The sequence below is a fragment of the Bdellovibrio sp. MYbb2 genome, assembly GCF_056175685.1.
In genome coordinates, this window is sequence record NZ_JBJKJI010000003.1 from 202,982 (window position 1) to 223,619 (window position 20,638).

Annotated in this window: 18 protein-coding genes; 9 read left to right on the forward strand and 9 right to left on the reverse strand. The window is 49.0% G+C overall.

Going from position 1 to position 20,638, the window contains the following annotated elements:
• Positions 1 to 9: 9 nt before the first annotated feature.
• Both AC04MQ_RS14930 and AC04MQ_RS14935 read right to left on the reverse strand, forming a co-directional pair.
• Positions 10 to 1,473, reverse strand: a complete 1,464-nt coding sequence (locus tag AC04MQ_RS14930; RefSeq protein WP_015091075.1) for a peptide ABC transporter substrate-binding protein — start codon at positions 1,471 to 1,473, stop codon at positions 10 to 12.
• Positions 1,474 to 1,588: 115 nt separating this feature from the next.
• Positions 1,589 to 2,755, reverse strand: a complete 1,167-nt coding sequence (locus tag AC04MQ_RS14935; RefSeq protein ID WP_015091076.1) for an acyl-CoA dehydrogenase — start codon at positions 2,753 to 2,755, stop codon at positions 1,589 to 1,591.
• 353 nt (positions 2,756 to 3,108) lie between these two features.
• Here AC04MQ_RS14935 and AC04MQ_RS14940 point away from each other — a divergent pair, with 353 nt between their 5' ends.
• The 7 genes from AC04MQ_RS14940 (at position 3,109) to AC04MQ_RS14970 (ending at position 8,942) form a co-directional block, all read left to right on the forward strand.
• Positions 3,109 to 3,771: a site-2 protease family protein gene (locus AC04MQ_RS14940; RefSeq protein WP_417865432.1), complete on the forward strand. Its 663-nt coding sequence runs from the start codon at positions 3,109 to 3,111 to the stop codon at positions 3,769 to 3,771.
• A 146-nt stretch (positions 3,772 to 3,917) separates the two neighbouring features.
• The gene (locus AC04MQ_RS14945; protein ID WP_475392469.1) at positions 3,918 to 4,916 is read left to right on the forward strand and encodes a segregation and condensation protein A; all 999 of its coding nucleotides are present in this window, start codon (positions 3,918 to 3,920) and stop codon (positions 4,914 to 4,916) included.
• Between the two features lie 8 nt (positions 4,917 to 4,924).
• Positions 4,925 to 6,391 carry an SMC-Scp complex subunit ScpB gene (gene scpB / locus AC04MQ_RS14950; RefSeq protein WP_475392470.1) on the forward strand — a complete coding sequence of 489 codons (1,467 nt, stop codon included), beginning with the start codon at positions 4,925 to 4,927 and terminating at the stop codon, positions 6,389 to 6,391.
• Positions 6,366 to 6,941 (forward strand): hypothetical protein, encoded by a 576-nt coding sequence (locus AC04MQ_RS14955; RefSeq protein WP_015091080.1) that lies wholly within the window; start codon positions 6,366 to 6,368, stop codon positions 6,939 to 6,941. Before scpB ends, AC04MQ_RS14955 begins: the two co-directional genes overlap by 26 nt.
• Positions 6,938 to 7,837: an HTTM domain-containing protein gene (locus tag AC04MQ_RS14960; RefSeq protein WP_475392471.1), complete on the forward strand. Its 900-nt coding sequence runs from the start codon at positions 6,938 to 6,940 to the stop codon at positions 7,835 to 7,837. Before AC04MQ_RS14955 ends, AC04MQ_RS14960 begins: the two co-directional genes overlap by 4 nt.
• The gene (locus tag AC04MQ_RS14965; protein WP_015091082.1) at positions 7,838 to 8,347 is read left to right on the forward strand and encodes a TlpA disulfide reductase family protein; all 510 of its coding nucleotides are present in this window, start codon (positions 7,838 to 7,840) and stop codon (positions 8,345 to 8,347) included.
• Positions 8,348 to 8,459: 112 nt separating this feature from the next.
• Positions 8,460 to 8,942 carry a hypothetical protein gene (locus AC04MQ_RS14970; protein ID WP_015091083.1) on the forward strand — a complete coding sequence of 161 codons (483 nt, stop codon included), beginning with the start codon at positions 8,460 to 8,462 and terminating at the stop codon, positions 8,940 to 8,942.
• Here AC04MQ_RS14970 and AC04MQ_RS14975 read toward each other — a convergent pair.
• The 4 genes from AC04MQ_RS14975 to mnmL all read right to left on the reverse strand — a co-directional run bounded on the left by AC04MQ_RS14975 (position 8,932) and on the right by mnmL (position 14,957).
• Positions 8,932 to 9,852 (reverse strand): hypothetical protein, encoded by a 921-nt coding sequence (locus tag AC04MQ_RS14975; protein ID WP_015091084.1) that lies wholly within the window; start codon positions 9,850 to 9,852, stop codon positions 8,932 to 8,934. The two genes, AC04MQ_RS14970 and AC04MQ_RS14975, sit on opposite strands and share 11 nt — an antisense overlap.
• A gap of 117 nt (positions 9,853 to 9,969) precedes the next feature.
• The gene (locus AC04MQ_RS14980) at positions 9,970 to 10,968 is read right to left on the reverse strand and encodes a ribonucleotide-diphosphate reductase subunit beta (RefSeq protein ID WP_015091085.1); all 999 of its coding nucleotides are present in this window, start codon (positions 10,966 to 10,968) and stop codon (positions 9,970 to 9,972) included.
• Positions 10,969 to 11,056: 88 nt separating this feature from the next.
• On the reverse strand, positions 11,057 to 13,462 hold the full coding sequence (locus AC04MQ_RS14985) for a ribonucleoside-diphosphate reductase subunit alpha (protein ID WP_475392472.1): 2,406 nt from the start codon (positions 13,460 to 13,462) through the stop codon (positions 11,057 to 11,059).
• A 487-nt stretch (positions 13,463 to 13,949) separates the two neighbouring features.
• Positions 13,950 to 14,957, reverse strand: coding sequence for a tRNA modification radical SAM protein MnmL/YtqA (gene mnmL / locus AC04MQ_RS14990; RefSeq protein WP_475392473.1), 1,008 nt, complete (start codon positions 14,955 to 14,957; stop codon positions 13,950 to 13,952).
• Between the two features lie 39 nt (positions 14,958 to 14,996).
• On the opposite strand from mnmL, the gene AC04MQ_RS14995 reads away from it, so the two are divergent.
• The gene (locus AC04MQ_RS14995; RefSeq protein WP_475392474.1) at positions 14,997 to 15,752 is read left to right on the forward strand and encodes an MnmC family methyltransferase; all 756 of its coding nucleotides are present in this window, start codon (positions 14,997 to 14,999) and stop codon (positions 15,750 to 15,752) included.
• A gap of 64 nt (positions 15,753 to 15,816) precedes the next feature.
• Positions 15,817 to 16,530: a substrate-binding periplasmic protein gene (locus AC04MQ_RS15000; RefSeq protein WP_015091089.1), complete on the forward strand. Its 714-nt coding sequence runs from the start codon at positions 15,817 to 15,819 to the stop codon at positions 16,528 to 16,530.
• Here AC04MQ_RS15000 and AC04MQ_RS15005 read toward each other — a convergent pair whose 3' ends face one another.
• From AC04MQ_RS15005 to AC04MQ_RS15015, 3 genes are read right to left on the reverse strand one after another with little or no spacing between them, the layout of a single operon-like run.
• Positions 16,531 to 18,513 (reverse strand): C45 family autoproteolytic acyltransferase/hydolase, encoded by a 1,983-nt coding sequence (locus AC04MQ_RS15005; protein WP_475392475.1) that lies wholly within the window; start codon positions 18,511 to 18,513, stop codon positions 16,531 to 16,533. It lies immediately after the preceding gene.
• Complete coding sequence (locus AC04MQ_RS15010) at positions 18,510 to 19,076, reverse strand: hypothetical protein (RefSeq protein ID WP_015091091.1); 567 nt, start codon at positions 19,074 to 19,076, stop codon at positions 18,510 to 18,512. Before AC04MQ_RS15010 ends, AC04MQ_RS15005 begins: the two co-directional genes overlap by 4 nt.
• Positions 19,073 to 20,593 carry a GH3 family acyl-acid amido synthetase gene (locus AC04MQ_RS15015; protein ID WP_475392476.1) on the reverse strand — a complete coding sequence of 507 codons (1,521 nt, stop codon included), beginning with the start codon at positions 20,591 to 20,593 and terminating at the stop codon, positions 19,073 to 19,075. Before AC04MQ_RS15015 ends, AC04MQ_RS15010 begins: the two co-directional genes overlap by 4 nt.
• Positions 20,594 to 20,638 lie beyond the last annotated feature (45 nt).

The window sequence follows — 20,638 nt, forward strand, 5'->3', positions numbered from 1 at the left end:
AGTTTTATTCTAGGGTCTTTGGTGCAGGTTGGACAAGTCCAGCTGATTCATTTGATTCAGTTTCCATCCCGTAAATTCAGGCTTGGCCAGCATTGAGAAATGAATGGCTCCCAGCGGGATCAGCAGGTGCTTTTTCATCAGGAAGTCCATGCCGGTTTGACACCATTTTTTCTGATCCTGGGGTTTTTCTGCCTTCGCAAGTGAGGACAAAATATTTTCATACTCTGTCGACTTCAGGCGGATGTAGTTTTCCGGGCTCAGCGGCGCAAATGTCTCTAAGGCTGCAAGACAGGTCGGACGATCCGGAGCCACGCCTTTACGGAACACTGCTGGAGGATTCTGCTGCAGAATTTGCAGATAGACTTTGTTTTCGCGGGACTCGAGATGCGTTTTCAGGCCGGCGTTTTTCAGCCACTGGTTTTGCATCCATTCCGTGGCGCGCTTGTGGTCTTCGCCCCCAAGGCTTGAGAACATCAAAGTAAAGGTTGAAGTGTTCTGAATCTTGGGAACTTTCTTTAAGTCAAAGTCGTAACAAGGCGCTTTTTCCGGAAACCAGGAATCCGGAACCCCCATGCAGCCGGGGCGGCCTTCAGACGAGAAAATCTTCTGAAGCTCTACGTAGTTCAAGGAATAGGTGAAGGCTTTTCTTAGGTCTTCTTTGTCTGCCAGTTCAGGTCCAAACCCCAGATAGTCCAGGCGGGTGACTGGAATCCAGTGAAAGTCCGGGCGCTTTTTATGGCTTGGAATGAATAACGTCGGGAGTCGGCGCAGAAACTGCAGTTCGTTCTTTTCATAAAGCTGCAAAGCCACGGTGTCTTCTTCAACGAACAAAAACTCCACATTCGGGCGTTGCGGGTGTCCGCCCTGATATGCCGAATTTGCCGTCAGGATGATCTTTTGGCCTTTTTTCCATTCAGCCAGTTTGTACGGACCGGAATAGGCGCCAAGGTCCGCTTTGGTGGGGGCCAGCAGGAAACTTGAAAGATTGTATTCAAAATCAGGGTCTGGATCCTGGAACTCAAAACGCAAAGTCAGGGCATCCGGGGCAAAGATTCCCAGATCAGCTGCTTTGGCTTTGCCAGCATAATAATCCTGAGCCTTTTTGATTTTGAAAAGCAAATCGGCACGCGGGGCTGCGGATTTGGGATCGAGAATCTTTTTATAGGTGCGCAGGAAGTCTTCGGACGTCAAAGGGGTGCCGTCGCTCCAGCGCAGATCTTTTTTCAGACGGCAGGTCAGATTCTTTTTCTTGTCACGGGTGCAGCCGCTGCCCAGATCCGGTACCAGGCCCTTTTGATCATCAAAGGTGAAGATATTGCGATACAGATTTCCCAGCAGATAGCTGGAGGCCGAAGTTTTTTGCTTATTCGGGTCAAGGCTTCCCGGTTCGTTGGAAAGGTGCAGGCGAAACGCCTTGGGGTTGGCAAAGGAAAGGACGGGAAAAACCAGAAGAAGTGCAAGGATGATTTTCATGCCTTTAAGATTAGCCTAAGGGCGGGATGAATTGAAGCACGAAAATTACCGGGAAAAATCATAAAAAAACGGCAGGGGATTCCTGCCGTTTTCGGGTTTCAACTTAAGGATTGAACTATTTGTCCAATTCCATTTTTGCAATCGTTTGCAACTGCATGTTGGTTGTACCTTCGTAGATCTGACCGATCTTCGCGTCACGCCAGAATTTCTCAACTGGATATTCTTTGGTGAAGCCATTACCGCCGAACAAGTCGATGGCTTTGGAAGTGATTTTCTCTGCCGCGCGGGAAGAGTACAGTTTAGCCATAGCTGCAGCTTCGATGAAGTCCAGACCTGCGTCTTTCAGGCGAGCGGCATTGTAAACCATCAAACGAGCGGCTTCCAGTTCAGTGCGCATTTCTGCCAATTGGAACTGAACGCCCTGGAAGTGAGCAATAGGTTTGCCGAACTGTTCACGGCCTTTTACGTAACCCAAAGCGGCTTCGTATGCACCTTGAGCGATACCGATCATCTGAGCGCCGATACCGATACGGCCTTCGTTCAGTGTTTCGATCGCGATTTTGTAGCCTTTGCCGACTTCGCCCAAAACGTTTTCTTTTGGAACTTCACAGTTTTCGAACAACAATTCGCAAGTGGAAGAAGCGCGGATGCCCAATTTGTCTTCTTTTTTACCAACTGTGAAACCTTTGAAGCCACGTTCAACGATGAACGCTGTGATGCCTTTGTAGCCTTTTTCCGGCGCCATGTTGGCAAATACGATAAAGATGTTGGCTTCGTTACCGTTGGTGATCCACAGTTTGGAACCGTTCAGAACCCATTTGTCACCTTTGTCTTCTGCTTTCAATTTCAATGCGAAAGCATCAGAACCGGAAGAGGATTCAGACAAAGCGTAAGCGCCCACGTCTTTGGAAGCCATTTGGCCCAGATACTTGGACTTCTGAGCTTCAGTGCCCCATTTAAGGAAGGCATTTGTTGTCAGAGTGTTTTGAACGTCTACAAGAACGGAAACAGAACCGTCCACGCGGCCGATTTCTTCAACTGCCAGGCAGGCCATGAAGAATGTGGAACCAGCACCGCCCCATTTTTCAGGAGTCTCGATACCCATCAAACCCATTTCGAAAAGCTTCGTCAGGATTTCTGGTTTCATTTTCGCTTCTTCGTCCATGTGAGTCACATGAGGTTTGATTTCGGATTCTGCAAAAGATCTTACAGCATCACGGAAAGCAATTTCATCCTCAGAAAGTACAGTCAGCGCCGGACGCGCATTTGTTGTATCAGACATCTTATTTCCCTTCGATCGGAAGCCCAGCCCCAAGGGCCTTACCTGCCTCTGCGGCTTCGGACAGTCCTCGCGGACGACCATTCCTTTGGAATGTGTCTGCTGCGGAACTCGCCGCATAGCCAGGTAAGGCCCTTGGGGCTGGGCTTCAGTTCTTGTTAAAACGTATTCAGAACCGTTTTAAAACAGTTTCTTAAAACGGGGGTCACGGTAGCTTTTTTGACTGATTTATTCAAGACCTTGGAATGACGAGAGCTTTTCTTTTAACAAGCTGTGTTAGACTGAATTGCACTTTAAATGTGCAAGTGTTTTATCGCACTAGACATGAGTCTAGGTGTGTTTTAGCGTGAGGTTGTATGGATATGATGGAAATCGGCGCCAAGATTGGTGTCTACTTTATTCCTTTTCTTTTTGCACTTTGCTTCCACGAGTTTGCGCACGGTTGGGTGGCGCGTCTACGTGGGGATAACACTGCGGAGCAGATGGGTCGTTTGACTCTGAACCCGGTGGCGCACATGGATTTGGTCGGGACGTTGATTCTTCCGATTGCGGCCATTGCGTTTTCGTCGCCGATCTTTTTTGGTTGGGCGAAGCCGGTGCCGGTGAATTCCCGCAATCTTAAGAATCCGCGCGTGGATATGTTCTGGATCGCTTTGGCGGGGCCGCTTTCGAACATCCTGCTGGCGCTGGTGGGCGCTTTTGCGATCGCTCTGGTGGCGAAATACTACTCCTTCGGCATGTATGCCAAGGGTGCGGTGACGATTCTTCAGACCTTTATTGTGACTAATATGTTCCTAGCTGTTTTCAATCTTTTGCCGATGCATCCGCTGGATGGTGGCAAGGTGCTGGCGCGCTTCCTGCCTGCCAGCTTGAATTATAAGCTTGAACAGAATGAACACATCACCAGCATGGTTTTGATGGTGCTTGTGTTGACGGGGATGTTGCGCTTCCTGGCTGAGCCGGTTTACTGGAGTTCTCAGCACCTGATCAATCTTGCGTTGAGTGGGGTGGGAGTTTAAGGCTTTGCTGCGGCGCAAACACGTCGGGTGGGGGCCTTAAAGAGTTGTTGAATAATCCAAAGCCGCTTGATTCAATCTTCGGCGTTTGGACGGGGACTGCGAAGTGCGTTCCGGTTTTAGTGAAAGGGTAGAGGGGACCATCTTTCATGAGTATTACAGTACAGTTGCCTAAATTCGAAGGACCTCTTGGACTTCTTCTTTACCTTATCCGTAAAGAGGAAATGGACATCATGGATATCAAAGTTCATGAGATCACCAAACAATACCTTGAATATATCAAATTGATGAAAGAACTGGATCTGGAAGTTGCCGGAGAGTTCGTGGCCATGGCTGCGACTCTGATCCAGATCAAATCCCGCATGCTTTTGCCTCAGTACGACGAAAATGGCGAAGCTATCGAAGTTGAAGATCCGCGCAAAGAGCTGGTTCAGAAACTTCTTGAATACCAAAAGTACCAGGAAGCAGCGAAGCTTCTTTACGATCGCCCGTTGGTGGGTCGTGATGTGTGGTTGCGTGGAACCCGTGAAAAGCTGGATGAAAAAGAAGAGGAAATTGTTCTTGAGGACAACGCCCTGTTTTCTTTGATCGCCAGCTACCGTCGTATTTCCCGTGCCGTTAAAAAGAAAATTCACCAGGTGGCGGCGAAAGCCCAGTCCATCTCCAGCCGTATCCTTGAAATGAAGGATCGTCTGATTGTCGGTCAAAGAACCACAATGATGGAGATGGTGACGGCAACGGAAGACCGTGCCCGCCAGGCCCTGATCACCTTCCTGTCCTTGCTTGAACTGGGTAAAATGGGCTTTGTGGGTTTGTATCAGACCGAAGCTTATTCTGACATCTGGGTTGATACCAAAAAACCGATCGAAACGGACGTTTTGAGCCGTGTTGAAGAGTACGATTCCATGCGCGCTGATGAAGTCGCGGCAAAAATGATGGAAGAAACCAAAAAGATCGACGCTGATGAAGATCTTTTGGCAGATATTGAAGAAACTGAAGAAGAAAACAACCAGCTGCAAATGGACTTGGGTGCTGGTCTCACAGACGACATCGCTTTTGTTGACACAAATGTTGATGATATCGCCACGGACGACGAAATCTTGGCTGCTGAGAGTGAATTGTTTAAAGATGACGTGACGGAAGTGTAGAGGGGACCATGTCTGAAGAAAAAGACGATTTGATCAACGAAGAAATGAATCACGCTGAAGAATCTGAAGGCTTCGAAACTGAAGCTGACGTTGAAACTGACGAGCTTTCCGCTGACGGCATCGAATCCGACGCCTCTGTATTCCTGCAGGAAGAAGAGGAAACAGAAGGTTTCCTTCCGGAAGCTTCTGATGATGACGTGGACGCGATGGAAGCCTCTGAAGAAGAGGACGAAGTCTCTGTTGATGGCACTGAGCTTGACGGTTTTGACTCCGCTGAAATTGAAGAAGTGGAATTCGTCGAGGAAGAACGCCTTGAAAGCATCGTGGAAAGCGTGCTGTTTGCTTCAGACAGACCGGTGAGTCTGGCTTCTTTGAAACTTCTGTTTAAAGGCACCAACATCCGTGGCGACAAAATCCGTCGTGCTTTGGATCAGCTGGCCGTTGAATACGCTGGCGGCCGTCGTGGAGTGACCCTGGAAGAAGTTCCGGGTGGATACCAGTTGCGCACTAAAATTGACAATATGGAATTCCTGAAGCGCACGCTGAAAGCGCGTCAGTTCAAACTTTCCGGCCCGGCTTTGGAAGTTCTTTCCATCGTGGCCTACAAACAGCCGACTGTGAAGGCGGAAGTGGATGAAATCCGCGGCGTTGAATCCGGTCACTTGCTGCGCGCTTTGATGGAGAAAAATCTGGTTTGCTTCGAAGGCAAATCCGAACTTCCAGGTCGTCCTATGCAGTACGGCACCACCAGAAAATTCCTGGAGATCTTCGGCCTGAGAAGCTTGAAAGAGCTTCCAACCCTGTCCCAGATTGATGAACTTCTGCCGGATGGTATTGATGAACAGCAGGCGGAGGAAAAACCGACTCTTTCCACTATCACGGACAGCATGTCTGAAACTTACATTGGTTCTTACTCTCAAGGTGAGGAAGAGCTGATGAAAATCCAGGAACAGCTTGAAGACATCGCGACTTCTTCCAACTTCTTTGAGGAAGAAAAACGCCGTCAGGCTGAAAAACGTGACCAGGAACGCGCTCAGAATATCCGTGATGCTTTGGCATTCGGCGAGCCGGTTTCCACACGTGATCAAAACTGGCTGACGAAGTACGATGAGGCTTTGGCTGCGGGCACTTCTTTGGTTGCCATGGCAGCTGAAAAGAAAGCCGCTGCTTTGGAAAACATGAAAAAGCCGGCAGTGACTGCGGAAAACGGCGAAGAAATCTCTGAGGAAGGATCTGAAGAGACTTTGGAAGCTTCCATGGATGAATCCTCTGAAGAGTCTGTGGACGAATCCACCGACGGGGATGATTCCGAGCTGGAAGAAGCTGTCGTAGCATTTGATAACGACGAAGATCTGGATGAGGCTTCAGACGATCAATTATTCGCTGACTCTGATGATGAATCTTCCGAAGAAGAAGAGTTGCCATTCTTGGGTGAGGCGGACGACATTGATGAAGAAGGTGAAGCTTCTGTTTAAGACTCTTCTGAGTCTTTGGATCGTATATAATATCTTTGTGATGTTGGTGATGCCCAATGTGGGTGCCTATTTCGGGCGGGTGACTGCAAACGTGGTCACCCCGTACGCCAACACGGTGGGTTTGAATGCCGGGTGGAATTTCTTTTCCCCCGAGCCAGCCCATCCCATGTATCTGAAATACACCATCAATTATCTGTACACTGAAGGTGAAAACGCCGGTGAAGAGGCCAAAGAGCCGGTTTACGGTTTTTTCCCCTTGGAGACCGCCAAGGACAACCGTCCTTTGCCGAACATCACCCGCAAACGTGAATGGGCATTGATGCGCTATATGGTGCTGGATCCCAAGCGTTTAAGGGTTTTGATGGGACCATGGTTCTGTCGTCAGTATCCGGGTGCCACGTCTGTGGATATGGAGCATGTGATTGAGACTATTCCATTCCTGGATCAGGCCGTGCGTTTCCGCGAAGACAGCGTCAGTGACCTGTCCAAAGAGGTCCAGTATGTTCGGGAATCCTATTCCTGCGCAGGTGGGGATGAGGAGAGTCTATGATTAAAAAACTCTGGGCTCATTGGGATCAGTTCTGGTTTGCGCCACAAAGTCTGCTGGGTCTTGCGTATATGCGGATCATGCTGTGTGCGACGCTGCTTTATATGAACCTGTCCCGATTCTATAATCTTGAATTTTACACAGACTCCAGCTGGATTCCGCGCACCCGTGCGCTGGAAGTGATGCCGGAACTGGGGCGTCCGCTGTTTCTGTGGACGTTCTGGCCCGACAGCATGAATTTTGTCATGAACCTGGTGCTGGTGGTGCTTTTGGCTCTGCTGACCTTGGGGATTGGCGGTCGCTGGCTGATGGGGATCGCGTGGCTCATTAATGCCGGATTCCTGCAAAGAAATTATGCGGTGAATTTCGGGGCGGATGTGATCGGGGCGTTATTCCTGTTCTATATGGCCTTCACCCAAAGCTGTGAACGATTAAGTGTTGTGAATCTGGTCCGTAAGAAAAGTTCATTTAAAATGAGCGACACCGTCAGCTCGATGATGATTCGCATGATGCAGGTTCAGATTTCTGTGATCTATGCTTACACCGGGTGGGAAAAACTTAAAGGTGGCAGTTGGTGGGATGGAACCGCTTTGTGGAGTGTCCTTGCTAACCCACAAATGACGACGATGGACTTTTCGTTCCTGCGCCATTTTCCGTGGGTGATCCCGGTGATTGGCTATGTGACGATTCTGTTTGAAATCTATTTCCCGGCGATGGTGGCCTGGCCCAAGACAAGATATCTTTGCCTGCTGCTGGGGCTTTCGTTCCATGCGGGGATCGGCATCTTTATGGGTCTGATTCCTTTTGCCACGGTCATGGTTTCGACGTACTTCCTGTTCCTGGACCCACAGCTTCTTGAAAGGGCTTTGATCAGAACCCGCTCTGTGGTGCGCATTTAAATGAACAAAGCTCTGATTGGAAAAATCGTGAATGGACTGCTGGTTGTCGCAGTCCTGTGGGTTTTGATCAATCGCCTTCCGGGCATTATTGAAAACTTCAAAAAACAAAACCAGCCAGCTCCTTCGTTTGCGGTTCCTTTGCTGGATGGAACCTTGTTTGAATCAGAAAAAGCCGGCAAGCCCGTGGTGATTGTGTTTTGGGCCACGTGGTGTGGTCCTTGTGAGGTCGAACTTTCCCGCATGCAAAAGCTGATCGATGAAAAGATCATTCCCGCAGAATCGGTACTGGCTATTTCAAGTCTGGAAGATCGCGATCTTGTTCAGGCCACGGTGGAACAGCGCCGTTATACCTTCCTGGTGGGCGTGGATATCAGCGGTCAGGTGGCCGGTCTTTATGGAGTTCGTGCCACGCCGACCACGGCCTTGCTCGATAAAGACCACCAATTAACCTGGATCACCACGGGGTTAAGTCCGCTGTTGGAAGTAAAAATCCGGGGTCTTTTTAAGTAAATCCGCCGTTATCGCATTTTGGGACGGGGAAATCGTCTCAAAACTGGACCTGATGAAAAAACTCGTTTAAGCGTCCCCGCACCTCATTTATTCTATAAAGGTGGGGGAGCTCATGAAATCAGTACGATATTTTGCAGGACTTTCAAGTCTTTGTCTTCTGTTGGCGGCCTGTCAGCCGGTGGAAGGCGATTCTCTGCTGACTGATAAAAAAGATGATTCCAGCACCCATACTTTGGATAAAACTCCGAAATCAGAAGAACTGACCGTTCAGCTTTTCTCTCCCACCATCAATATGAAAAACACAGACACCAAAGCCGAAATCACCGGCGAGTGCTATGTTTCAACATATCCGTCCCACAGGCTGATTGTGATGAATGGTTCGACACAAATGACCCTGGTGGATACAAATCCGGCAACGGCCTCCAATGCCAACTATGCCACTTGTAAAAACGGACGCTTTAACTTCTCGTTGAATATTGCGGCTTTGGCTTCTGGCGTTTACAGCATGCGAATCATCATGCAGGCCTTCGATGCGGACGGAAATGCCGTGATGAACGAAGCCCGTGCGGCTCCGACATTCACTCTTACAAAATAAAATTGAAATCGTTTTTAAGTTTCAAAGGCGCTTCCTGATCTTTGCTTTCAAGAATCAGGGTGTCTTTCAATTGCAGATCGCGGATAAAATCCGCACGTCTGTGCAGTGGAATCTCTTTTCCCGTCACAGTTGAAAAGGTCGAATTAAAAGGGGTGCCCAGCAATCCCTTTTCCTGGTGCTCCACATTCGTCAGAACCTCAAGAATCTCCAAAGCCAGTTCTTTCTGGGTGGAGTTCGCCGGAATGGCGGCTCCCCACATCAAAAGGGCACTCAAAAACGGGTGAGGACCGCCGCGGAATTCACGATTCTGCGGGGTTTCCACGGCCCCTTCATCACTGGCTTTGCTCAGTTGATCCAGCTGCAGGGTCAGAATTCTTTTTGTATTGATTTGCTCAAGCAACCCCTGCTCTTTCCAGGTCTGGAAGTGCTTGAGCAGCAGGTCTTCATCGGCCAGCAAAAACAGGAAGGTTTCTTTTTTGTTTTTCAGATAATCCTGGAAGGTTTCGTCCAGCGGAGTATCAATGCCGGTTTTCATCCAGTAAATGGGCAGGAAAGTAAAGGTTTCGGGATTGCGGCTTTTTACGAAGTCAGTGGAAACTCGTTGCAGCAATTCACCTTGAATGCCGGCGACGTTTGCCAAAAGATTCTGATGCGCCAGTGTGTTGGCCCAGTATGATGGCAGAAAGATCAAATCGGCGGAAGGGCTGGCCACCACGTTGGCCATCATTGATTCCCAGTCGCGGGTCACCGTGACGGAAAAACGCACGTGAAGTTCTTCTTCCAGTTCCTGACGCAAGTTCATCGGGAACAGGACTTCATCCGTGGTCAGTACAGAAATTTTACGGGGAGTGACGAAATAGCTTCTGGAAATGCCTTGGGGCAGGACTCCGTGCAGAAATCCCACCCCCATGCAGATTAGAAAAAAGAAGATCCAAAAAATGTTGCTTTTCAGATGAAGTCCAGTCTCCGCGGCCCGATGCACTCCGGCTTCGCCGGAGTAGCGCCGCTACGACATCCTAGCCGTAGGCTAGAAGGCCTCGTCGAAGGCAACTGCGCCGGATACGCCTGTTTGGTAGGCGGAAACGCGTCTTTCGAAGAAGTTTGCAAGCTCTTGCATGTCCTGAAGTTCCATGAAGATGAACGGATTCTTCACGTTGTAGCGTGGAGCAATGTTCAAGCTTTCAAGGCGTTGATCAGCGCAGTACTCAAGATATTGTCTCATGTCTTTGGCAGACAAGCCGGCAACACCCAGGTTCAGTACGTCGTGAGCAAATTCCATCTCGCATTCGATGGCGTCTTCAAGCATTTGCACAACCATGTCTTCCATTTGCTGGTTGAACAATTCTGGTTCTTCTCTGCGAGCTGTTTTAACAACTTCGATCGCGAAGGCCATGTGCATGGACTCATCACGGAAGACCCAGTTGGTACCAGATGCCAAACCAGCCAAAAGACCTTTGGAGCGCAGGAAGTATACGTAAGCGAAGGCTGCATAGAAGAACAGACCTTCAACGCAAGTTGCGAAGCAGATCAGGTTCATCAGGAAGCGGCGACGATCTTCGATCGTTTTCAGTTCATTCAGCTCGTTGATGGAATCAATCCATTTGTAGCAGAAATCCGCTTTCTTTTTGATGGACGGGATGTTTTCAACCGCAGCGAAAGCCTCCGCGCGTTCATCTGGATTTGGAATGTAGTTATCCAAAAGTGTCAGATAGAACTGAACGTGCAAAGCTTCTTCATAAAGCTGACGGGACAAGTACATGCGACCCTCTGGAGAGTTCACGTGCTTGTAAAGGTTCAACACCAGATTGTTACCCACGATAGAGTCACCTGTTGCGAAGAAAGCCACCAAACGACGGATCAGATGTTTTTCTGATTCAGTCATTTTGGAGTGCAGATCCACAAGGTCTGTAGAGAAATCAACTTCATCCACAGTCCAGGTGTTCTTGATCCCGTTTTTGTACATTTCGTAGAAAATAGGGTATTTCATCGGGCGCAAAGTCAGGTCAAAGCCAGGATCCAAAATCATAAAAAACTCCAAAAAAGTACGCGCTAAAAAAGCGCAGGTTCAGCTTCGGGGGCTTGTGCCCCCTTAGCACTCCGCGGGCGAGCCGCGATTACTGACAAGCTTCGCAGGCTTCCGGATTTTCCAGGGAGCATGCGATCACTTCTGCGTCAGAGTAAGACTTCTTGGCCTCTTGAGCAGGAGCTGCGTCCATCATGCTTTCAGAAGCAGTTGGATTTGCAGAGTTGCTGGAAGCTTTCACAGTCGTTTTTGCGATTTTAGTCGCAGGACGAGAGCGAAGGTAATAAGTCGTCTTCACACCTTTTTTCCATGCATACATGTACATGGAGGAAAGTTTGCCGATAGTCGGGCTTTCCTGGAACAAGTTCAAAGATTGAGCCTGATCGATGTAAGCGCCACGGTCCGCAGCCATATCAACCAAAGACTTCATCGGGATTTCCCAAACAGTGCGGTACAATTCCTTGATTTGTGGAGGAATCATAGCCACGTCCTGGATGGAACCGTCCTGAAGTTTGATTTCGTTACGAACGTCTTCAGTCCAGATGCCCATCGCTTTCAAGTCACCCACAAGGTACTTGTTGATCTGCATGAACTCTCCGGAAAGAGTCTCACGTTTGAACAAGTTGGAAACCTGTGGTTCGATCGCTTCGTAGCAACCCACGATGGAGGCGATAGTTGCTGTTGGAGCAATCGCGATCATCAAAGAGTTTCTCAGGCCGTGCTTTTTGATTTTCTCTTTCAACTTCTCGAAACGCTCTGGTTGAGAAGGTGTCACGCCCCAAAGGTCGTATTGCAACAAACCTTTAGCCGCTTTGGTCTGCTCGTAAGCGCCGTGAGGACCGTGCTTTTCAGCAAGTTCGCAGGAAGTTACAAGCGCATTGTAATAAATCTCTTCCTGAACTCTTGCAGAAAGGTCACGAGCCGCTGCAGAGTCAAACGGAAGCTTCATAAGGAACAAAGCATCCTGAAGACCCATCACGCCCAAACCAACTGGACGCCATTTGTGGTTGGAGTCCTGAGCTGTGCCGATCGGGTAGAAGTTGATATCAACAACGCGGTCCAGGTATTTCACAGCTGTGCGAACAGAACGAGCCAGTTTTTCGAAGTTGAACTGACCGTTTTCCACGTGGCGGGACAGGTTCACGGAACCCAGGTTGCACACCGCAGTTTCTTTGTCAGAGGTCACTTCAAGGATCTCTGTGCACAGGTTGGAAAGGTGGATCACGTTTCCAGCTTCGCCAGTCTGGTTGGCTTTCAAGTTCGCATGGTCTTTGAAAGTCATCCAGCCGTTACCGGTCTGAGCCAATGTTTTCATCATACGGCTGTACAGGTCACGAGCTTTAAGTTGTTTGATGTAAAGTTTCTTTTCCTCTGCTTCGGTGTAAGCCTTTTCGAACTCTTCACCGTAAGTGTCCACGAAATGAGGAACCACTTTCGGATCGAACAAAGACCACATTGCATCGGCTTCAACACGCTTCATGAACAAGTCTGGAACCCAGTTTGCCAGGTTCAGATTGTGCGCGCGTTTTGCTTCGTCACCAGTGTTGTCGCGAAGTTCAAGGAACTCCTCGATGTCACCGTGCCAGGTTTCAAGATAAACACAGGCTGCACCTTTACGTTTACCACCCTGATTTACCGCTGCAACGGAAGAATCCATTGTTTTCAGCCAAGGGATGATACCGTTGGAGTGACCGTTTGTTCCTTTGATCAAAGAACCACGGGAACGAACGCGGGAGTAAGCCACGCCGATACCGCCGGCGAATTTGGACAGAAGGGCGATGTCCGTGTATTTCTGATAGATGGCAGTCAAGTCATCGCTTGGAGAATCCAAAAGATAGCAGGAAGACATCTGCGGACGCATAGTTCCGGAGTTGAACAAAGTCGGGGTGGACGGCATGTAATCGTGAGAAGAGATCAAACGATAGAACTCGATAGCCTCTTCCACGGATTGCGCCAAACCGCAGGCAACACGCATGAAGAAGTATTGAGGAGTCTCAAACACCTGACGAGTTGTTGGGTTTTTCAACAGATAACGATCATAAACAGTTCTTAGACCGAAGTATTCGAAACGGTCTGTTCTGTACGGCTCGATCGCCGCGCAAAGAGCTGCTTTGTTGGCTTCAACGAATTTGTAAGTGCTCTCAGCAAGAAGGCCTGCCTGGAAGCCGAAGCTTACAGAGTCAGCGAAAGATTGGATCTTCTGAGAACGAACTTCTTCGTCAATATATGTGGAAAGAAGGCGAGCCGCCAGACGGGAATACTCTGGGTCTTCACCGATCAGCAAAGATGCTGTCTGGATACAAAGATTATCCAATTCTTTGGTGGAAGCACCATCATAAAGACCGCTGATAGCCTTAGTGGCAACACGCAAAGGATCTACCTGAGTCAATCCCTGGCAATTCTTGGTTACGCGCTCAACGATTTTCGTTACGTCCACTGGCTCCAGTGTGCCATCGCGCTTTTTAACTCTCATGATGTGAGCTGTTGTTTCCAACATGGCTGTATCCCCTCTGCCCAGTTCCGTTTGGGCAAAAAAATCCCGCCCCAAGATCTTCACCCCTCGTAAAGACTTAGGTCTGGTTAATGCATATATAAGTTGTATGGTAATTGGTGAGAACGAAGTTGCTAATCCTTAGCTGTTTCCCTTGAATCCCCCTTAGTTGCCTTTCGGCTTGCCACTATATCTAGTGGTCTCTAATTGGTGACATATCCATATGCCGGGTATCTCTCTCAATTCCGATCTTGTAATTCTTTCGGTGATGTTTCAAGAACAATTTTAAAAATAACGCCGATTTTTTTGTGACGTTGCCCATCAAATAGGCAAAAAAAACTTCCTCTTGACTGAAGTCGCGTGCAAACAAAACTGGCAAGAGCTTGTAATTTTACCTCGTAAAACTAAAGTCCAGTGCTGAAACCTTAAATTTGGGGGCTTAAAGCTGAAATTTCCCTGTACTGATCTTACACGATCTTAAATTGTGCAGAAACTAAGCACGGACTGCGTCTGTTCTTTGCGATTTTTCGAACAAGCGTTTCTGCAGAAGCAGGTCCGAGTCGTTCAAAGCTGCGAAATTCTGGGACTGATAAGCGCCGTGAGCGCGCAAAACATCAATAATGTGCTGGTGCATGCCCATCTTGTTTCGTGTCCACTCTGGCGCCACAAGCTCATCCCAGCGCGAAGAATAAGCTGCCAGACGGTGCAAAGCCAAACGCGGGGAAAGATGCTGCAGGAACAGCTCTACACGACGTGTGTAGGTGTCTTTGTCGATCGGGCTGAATTCACCCTTGTGATACATCTCTTCCAGCGGAGTGTTCTTCAGGACATGCAGGTTGTGAAGTTTCACGTTGGTGATCGGCAGGTCGTTACAGATCTTGGCCGTTTCGATGATCTGTTCATCAGTTTCCGTGGGACTTCCAAAAATCAGATGAATGCCCAGATCCGCCGTCGTGGATGAAGCGATTTTGTGAATGGCCGCGATGGAATCTTCCGCGGTGTGCCCCCGGCGCATGAACTCCAGCTGGTCATTATAGAAGCTCTGCACACCCAGTTCGACGGCCACGAAGGATTTTTCGTGATATTCCTGCCACAGGTCCAAGACAGACTTTGAAAGGCAGTCCGGGCGGGTGCCCACGGTGAAGCCCTTCACCCAAGGATAAGACAGGGCCACGTCGAAATTGTTTCTAAGGGCAGACACCTTGGTGAAGGTGTTGGTGTAGGCCTGGAAGTAAATCAAAAAGGCCTTGGCGTTATATTTTTTGCTGATAATGCCGTGGTATTTTTCGATTTGCGCACGAAGCTCCATGGAAAGGCTTTCGGCGTTGGCGGCAGAACCCCAAACGTCACAGAACACGCAAGTCTGCATGCCCTTCAGGCCACGGCGGTTCGGGCAGTCGTCAACGACAGCCACCGGCACCTTATAAACCTTTTCACCAAAGAGTTTATTGTAGTGCTCACTGATAGTATGATAGGGAACCCCTAACCAGCCTTTTTCCATAGGCACTTTTACAGGTTTTTTCTGCGGGAAGTCAATCAAATGAAGTCTTGGGCCGATATTGGTTTTGAAATTGAGATCACGGGCGATGCAAGCCCCAGTTTGCGTCTGCTTGAGTCTATAGACGGCGCCACCGATCGCGGCGAGACCATGCATCACTCGGGCGGAGCATGCGCTGAGACGTTGATGATCTACGGAGACCCTGCAAAACAGATCCTTCAGAAGGTGCAGAAACCTCATTTTCTAGTGGTGGGCCTGGGGCTTGCTTACATTGAACTGGTGATCGCGCGCGAAGCACTGCTTTTGGGAAAAACGTCTGCGGATGTGGGCTTGATCACAAGTTATGAAAGTGTCCCGGAACTGCGCGAATTTTTCATTCAGTGGCTGCACGAGGATCGCACGAATCTTCATCCGGAAGTGCTGCAAACTTATGATCAGGTTTTGCAAAGTGTTTGTGGTAACACGGAGCTTGATCCGCAGGATCTTAAGTTTTTCTTGAGAAATCATTTTTCAGATGTCAGCAAAATCAGCGGAGCCCTTGATGCAGACGTTGAGCTGGTGTCGAAATATCACTGTATTTTATATGATGCTTTCAGCTCCAAGACTTCTCCGCACCTGTGGGAAGAAGAGTTCCTGAACAAGATTTTGCGCGAAGGTACAGAGGAGAAAAGTCTTCTGACTACTTATGCTTGCAAGGGGAATTTGAAGCGCGCACTGAAAGCCCAGGGTTTTGAAGTGATTCTGCGCGAAGGTTTTCAAGGGAAGCGCAACTCCACTTTGGGTCTTAAAAATATCTGAATTTGTAACGTTGCGCTGGCTGAAAAGGCCTTGCTAATTACCATCAATAAATCTTTACTTAGTTATGTCTTTGATCGCGAACGTAACAGCATTGCTGCTTCTGTCGTCTGTAGCCTCGGCCAAGCCGATTGTTATGGCGACCTTCGCCATTCCTTTAATGGTGGAAAGTCCCGAAAAAGGCCTTTTCGTCAATCTGACCCGGGAAATCGCCAAGCGCAATTCCCGCCAAATCGAAATTCTGGTTTATCCCACCGGCAAAACTCTTTTGGCATTCACTAACAACAAGGTGGATGGGTTTTTTCCGGCACTGGATGTTTATGTTCCTCAGGCCTCTGCTAAATCCAGCGCTTTTTATCGCAAGGTGGATTATGTCTTCTACAAAAAAGACAAACCACTCAGAAGCCTGAAAGATCTTGAGGGCAAAAAAGTCGGCCTGACCTTCCGCTATCCTTACGTCCGAGAACTTATCGGCAACAAGAAAATCCGCTTTGAAATGGCGGCTGACGATGTGCTGAATATGAAAAAGCTGGGTAAGGGCCTGATTGATGCTTTTGTCGTGGAAGAGCGTTCAGGGTTGAAGGCGCTGCAACTAAGCGGTCAGAAACAGATTGAGTTTGACCGGAACCAGCCTCTGTCCGAGCAGGTTGTGTACTATGCATTTCAGGATAACGATGACGGCAAACGTCTTGCCGATATTTTCTCAAAAACCATTGAGACTATGAAAAAAGACGGCAGCCTCGATCGGGTCCTGACCGAGACTGTCGCCACCACACCGTAGTTATTCCACAGTTCCCAGGCGGATCTCGGCATCAAGGACAATGTATAATTGCGCCTCTTCGCCCAGACTCCACTGCAAATCATAAAGTTCACTTTGGCGAGGGTATTTGGAAATCAAACCTTGCAACAATCCTTGAGCTTCCTGACGGAAAGCACCCTGGGCGGCACGGGATTGTTTTGCCTGAGGCTTCAGGGTCTCTGCGCGGAATCTCCACAGATCCAGCTGAAAGTTTTCATAGTCATGAAGTCCTGAACCCAGGCGGGCCGAGATCGTGTTCAGACGCTCTTGAGCTTCAGTCAGATCGCTATAAGCCATGTCACGCTGGCCATTCATAATATTTTTGGCTGCACGCAAAACCTTGATTCGCGCCCACATGAATTCGTACGGGAATTCAAAAACGCCATCTTGAGCTGCGGTCGCAGACGCTGTTTCCAGCAAGGCCAGGGTGCGATCCAGACCTGTGATCGTGCTGTGATCCTGTTCATTGGCGAGATAGGCCTTCACATAGTATTTCATAGAGTCATACCAGGCAGGTTTCGTTGGATCTTCCCACGCTTTGGTGGTTCCCAGAATTTCCACCGGAGCTTTTTGTCCCGGACCCAGCAGGCGGAAGCCGACAAAGTGTGAACGGTTGGTCGGGTAGGTTTCTGCCACACTCATCCACCACTGCATGCGGCCTGGCTGCATTACATGGGTCGCGGCGGTGTAAAGTTTCGTGGTGGTGCGACCAAAGGATCTTGCACCCACCAGTTCGTCGCTGTGACCACTTAAGCGATTGATCACCCATTGAGTATCAATTTTTCCGAAGTCTTCATTCAGGGTGCGTTCGACATGCGCCAGACGCGCGCGGGTTTCCAGGGTTTTGTTCAGGCTGTATTCATAACCTTCCTGACTGGTTTTGCCACCCAGGAAGTGATTGCTCTGACCCAGGAATTTGTTTTGCGCGCGACGAGCCACCACCACAGTGTCGCCACTCAATTCAATGGAAGCGGATTCGTCGGTTTTGGCGTCAGAGATAAAGAACGTCCATGCTCCAAAGCCCTTGCGGGTCTGGATCATGGCAATAGCCTCATTAAGGGTGCGTGCTTTCAACAGAACAGAATGCAGCAGGTAAGGGGCGATGTCGGATTCACCACGATCATAGCGAATCTGGGTGCCCTCGGTTTGCAGTTCATGCAAGCTCACAGACAGACCGTGGTTGTTGATACCGCTGATACCGCCGGCATAGTGCAGCCCCGCAGAACCCAGCCCCACAGACGTGGTTCCGTTTTTCTGGCGATTGATCACGATGACCTGTTCAGGTTCATAGAAACCCAGAAGGCCCGTGTCGAAGTTGCGACCATGAACAAGGGCCCCATCCCTGGAGCTGCTAGCTGATGCACTGATCCCTGTACAACCCATTTTAATGGATCTCAAACCCTGAGCCAGCAACTTAAAGGGCTTGGCCAGAGTGTTCCCGATAAAGTAAGGCGCGCAGGAGGCAAAAACCTTCATGGCTCCTTTGCGGGGGCTTTCATCCATCTGTCTTTGCATGGAATCAGCAAAGATAGAGAATTCCACCATGTAGTTGGTTTCTTCAAACGCAGTCCAAGGCACCTGGCTTCCGGCATCTTTCAATCCTCGGTGCAGGTTTTTAAGGCCGGATTTAAATTCATCAGAAACACTGGCGCGATAGTTGTCGATCACACATTTTTTAATCAACAAAAGCTGATCCTGAGACTTTTTGTCCAGGGCAGAAAAAGCACGTTCGGTTCTGACCTGAACACCCTTCAAGACACCAGCCTCGATTTCTTTTTTCAGGAAATAGCCGTGGAAATAAGCGGTTTCAGAAAAACCACCCTTCAGATCCAGCACGTGCACCGATTTCGAAGTGCCCGGGGCCTGACAGACAAAATGCTTTTGGCCTTGCAGTTCATTCTTAAGAACACAGTCCGCAAAGGCAGAGCCGGGAAGTAAAAGAGCCAGGATAAAAAGACGCTTCATAGGATCCCCACAGAAAGATAAATTGAAAAGCAGAAGAAACCGCAGGCGGCCACGATTTCGATTTTTCTTAAGAATTGCTTGATAGGCCCGTGCAGTCTTTTAAGCCCCCACAAAAGAGCCAGAAAGCTGACCACGAAGGTCAGAAGATACACGAGGACTCCCAGCCACAGGGATTTTGCGTCCCGCAGGTGAACGAACAGACCTGCATAGATCAAAACTAGGTGGAAGTTGGAAAGGGTCAAAGCCAGGCTCTTGGTGAATCCCTGATGTGGGATCTCAATTGTGGCAGGCTGTTCTTTGGAAAGAAGAACCTTCAAAGAGTAAGCTGACAGGACCAGGGCGGTCATCCCTGTCAATGTAATCTTAAGCCATTCCTGGTGAAACAACGGGCTTTTTAGCAGGGCCATTGCCAGAAGGATGTAGGTCACATCCCCCAGTAAAAAACCTGCAATCGAGGACCAGGGCCAGGTGCGGCGGGACACCAGACTGCGAATGATGCTGAAGCTTGCAGGCCCCAGCGCAAACGCTGATAAAAATCCCACCGAAATCATCCACAGAATCATTGCGCAAGTCCTGTCTGTTCCAGGTTGTTGCGGATGAAGCTCAGGTATTCTTCCGCTGTTTCAAAAGTTGTTTTCATTTTGAACTGACCACGGCTGCGGTTTTTCTCGAAGTACGCCTGCAGATAATCAGCATTCATGATCTGCACCTGGGCCGGGCCCAGAACCCCCAATTCGCGGCAGTCGTGGTAGTCACCATTCAGTTTTTGCATCTGCTGATCCAGGGTCGCAGCCAGGGCTTCCATATTGATGTTTGCTTTTTCCGGAACGAACAAAGTCCAAAGATATGCGGCTTTGCCGTTGTTCAGGACCGGGGACAGGAAGAAGTGACGCAGATCCACGTTGTGAGAATTTTTGGTGTTCAAATAACAATCCAGAATTTCGTCGTCGCTGACTTTTTCCGCGGCCAGGTTCATGCCGGTGGATTTGCGACCCACGAATTCAAATACGAGATCGCCGTTATTCAGATCAAAGCTGACAACGTCTTTCATGCAATAGTGAATCATTCCGTTGGGAGTGCCGACATTCAAATAATAAGCCACGCCCATTTCAATCTGGTGCAGGCCGATGTTCTTTTTTGGTCCATTGACCGGAGTGAAAGAGTAAATCAGGTCCGGGTTCAGGAAATAGCGCTGGCGGCCGTTTTCATATTTTTCATAGGGCAGGCCGATAGCGGCTTCCGTTGCGGCATAAACACCGTAATAGTTCAGTTCGTGACCCACCAGACGGTCAATGCGTTCCTGGTATTGTTTGATCGGGGTGGCTGCATAGACAAAGACTTTCAGGTTCGGCCAGATTTCGTTGATGTGGGTTTTGCCGGTTTTTTGCAAAACGGCCTCAAAGATAGAAATGATATAAGTAGGGATTCCGCTCACCACTTGAATGTCCTGCTGGATGGATTCGTTAACCAGCATTTCAATCTTTTTGTCCCAGTTGGAAATAGCCAGCACCTCCCGGCAAGGGAAGGTGTTCTTGGCCAAAGCCTTTGGAACACGGGTGGACAGAATCCCGGAAATGTAACCAAATTTAAAACCATTCTGGGAATACAGATAAGGATCAGAACCAAAAGTCAGACGACCTGCTTTCAGCAGATTCAGATTCGGCTCTAACGTGGACAGTTTGCTTGCAATGCGCTTCTGGGATTTGATGAACATGCGAATCATGCGTTCATTATAAGGAACGCGCTTGGAGTCTTTCCCGGAAGTGCCGGAAGAAAGACCAAAATAGTCCGCTTTGTCTTTGAAAAGAATGTCTTTATGGCCTGCAGCGATCATGTCGACATAGGGCGCATATTCGTCATAACCAAACACCGGAACATGGTTTACGAACTCTTCGTAAGAGTGGATGTGGGACAGGCGCAAATCCTTATAGATGCGGGTGCCGGTCATGGAACGCTTCAGGCTGGCAAAGTTCTTTTCTTGTTTTGCCAGCATGTCTTGATGATTCACGGTCATTCTTTGACCGTATGTTTTCAGGTATTTTTGACCCAGGGACTGGACAACATGATTCACTGCGAACATAAAAATCTCCTTCGTTGGAATGAAGGCAATTTATTTCGATTTAAA

Coding starts and splice junctions, on each gene's coding strand:
- AC04MQ_RS14975 (WP_015091084.1), bottom strand. CDS start 9,852: ATGGGGGTGGGATTTCTGCACGGAGTCCTGCCCCAAGGCATTTCCAGA.
- AC04MQ_RS14965 (WP_015091082.1), top strand. CDS start 7,838: ATGAACAAAGCTCTGATTGGAAAAATCGTGAATGGACTGCTGGTTGTC.
- AC04MQ_RS14940 (WP_417865432.1), top strand. CDS start 3,109: ATGGATATGATGGAAATCGGCGCCAAGATTGGTGTCTACTTTATTCCT.
- scpB (WP_475392470.1), top strand. CDS start 4,925: ATGTCTGAAGAAAAAGACGATTTGATCAACGAAGAAATGAATCACGCT.
- AC04MQ_RS14945 (WP_475392469.1), top strand. CDS start 3,918: ATGAGTATTACAGTACAGTTGCCTAAATTCGAAGGACCTCTTGGACTT.
- AC04MQ_RS14935 (WP_015091076.1), bottom strand. CDS start 2,755: ATGTCTGATACAACAAATGCGCGTCCGGCGCTGACTGTACTTTCTGAG.
- AC04MQ_RS15000 (WP_015091089.1), top strand. CDS start 15,817: ATGTCTTTGATCGCGAACGTAACAGCATTGCTGCTTCTGTCGTCTGTA.
- AC04MQ_RS14930 (WP_015091075.1), bottom strand. CDS start 1,473: ATGAAAATCATCCTTGCACTTCTTCTGGTTTTTCCCGTCCTTTCCTTT.
- AC04MQ_RS14960 (WP_475392471.1), top strand. CDS start 6,938: ATGATTAAAAAACTCTGGGCTCATTGGGATCAGTTCTGGTTTGCGCCA.
- AC04MQ_RS14980 (WP_015091085.1), bottom strand. CDS start 10,968: ATGATTTTGGATCCTGGCTTTGACCTGACTTTGCGCCCGATGAAATAC.
- AC04MQ_RS14985 (WP_475392472.1), bottom strand. CDS start 13,462: ATGTTGGAAACAACAGCTCACATCATGAGAGTTAAAAAGCGCGATGGC.
- AC04MQ_RS15005 (WP_475392475.1), bottom strand. CDS start 18,513: ATGAAGCGTCTTTTTATCCTGGCTCTTTTACTTCCCGGCTCTGCCTTT.
- AC04MQ_RS14995 (WP_475392474.1), top strand. CDS start 14,997: ATGAAGTCTTGGGCCGATATTGGTTTTGAAATTGAGATCACGGGCGAT.
- AC04MQ_RS15015 (WP_475392476.1), bottom strand. CDS start 20,593: ATGTTCGCAGTGAATCATGTTGTCCAGTCCCTGGGTCAAAAATACCTG.
- AC04MQ_RS14970 (WP_015091083.1), top strand. CDS start 8,460: ATGAAATCAGTACGATATTTTGCAGGACTTTCAAGTCTTTGTCTTCTG.
- AC04MQ_RS14955 (WP_015091080.1), top strand. CDS start 6,366: ATGAAGAAGGTGAAGCTTCTGTTTAAGACTCTTCTGAGTCTTTGGATC.
- AC04MQ_RS15010 (WP_015091091.1), bottom strand. CDS start 19,076: ATGATTCTGTGGATGATTTCGGTGGGATTTTTATCAGCGTTTGCGCTG.
- mnmL (WP_475392473.1), bottom strand. CDS start 14,957: ATGGAAAAAGGCTGGTTAGGGGTTCCCTATCATACTATCAGTGAGCAC.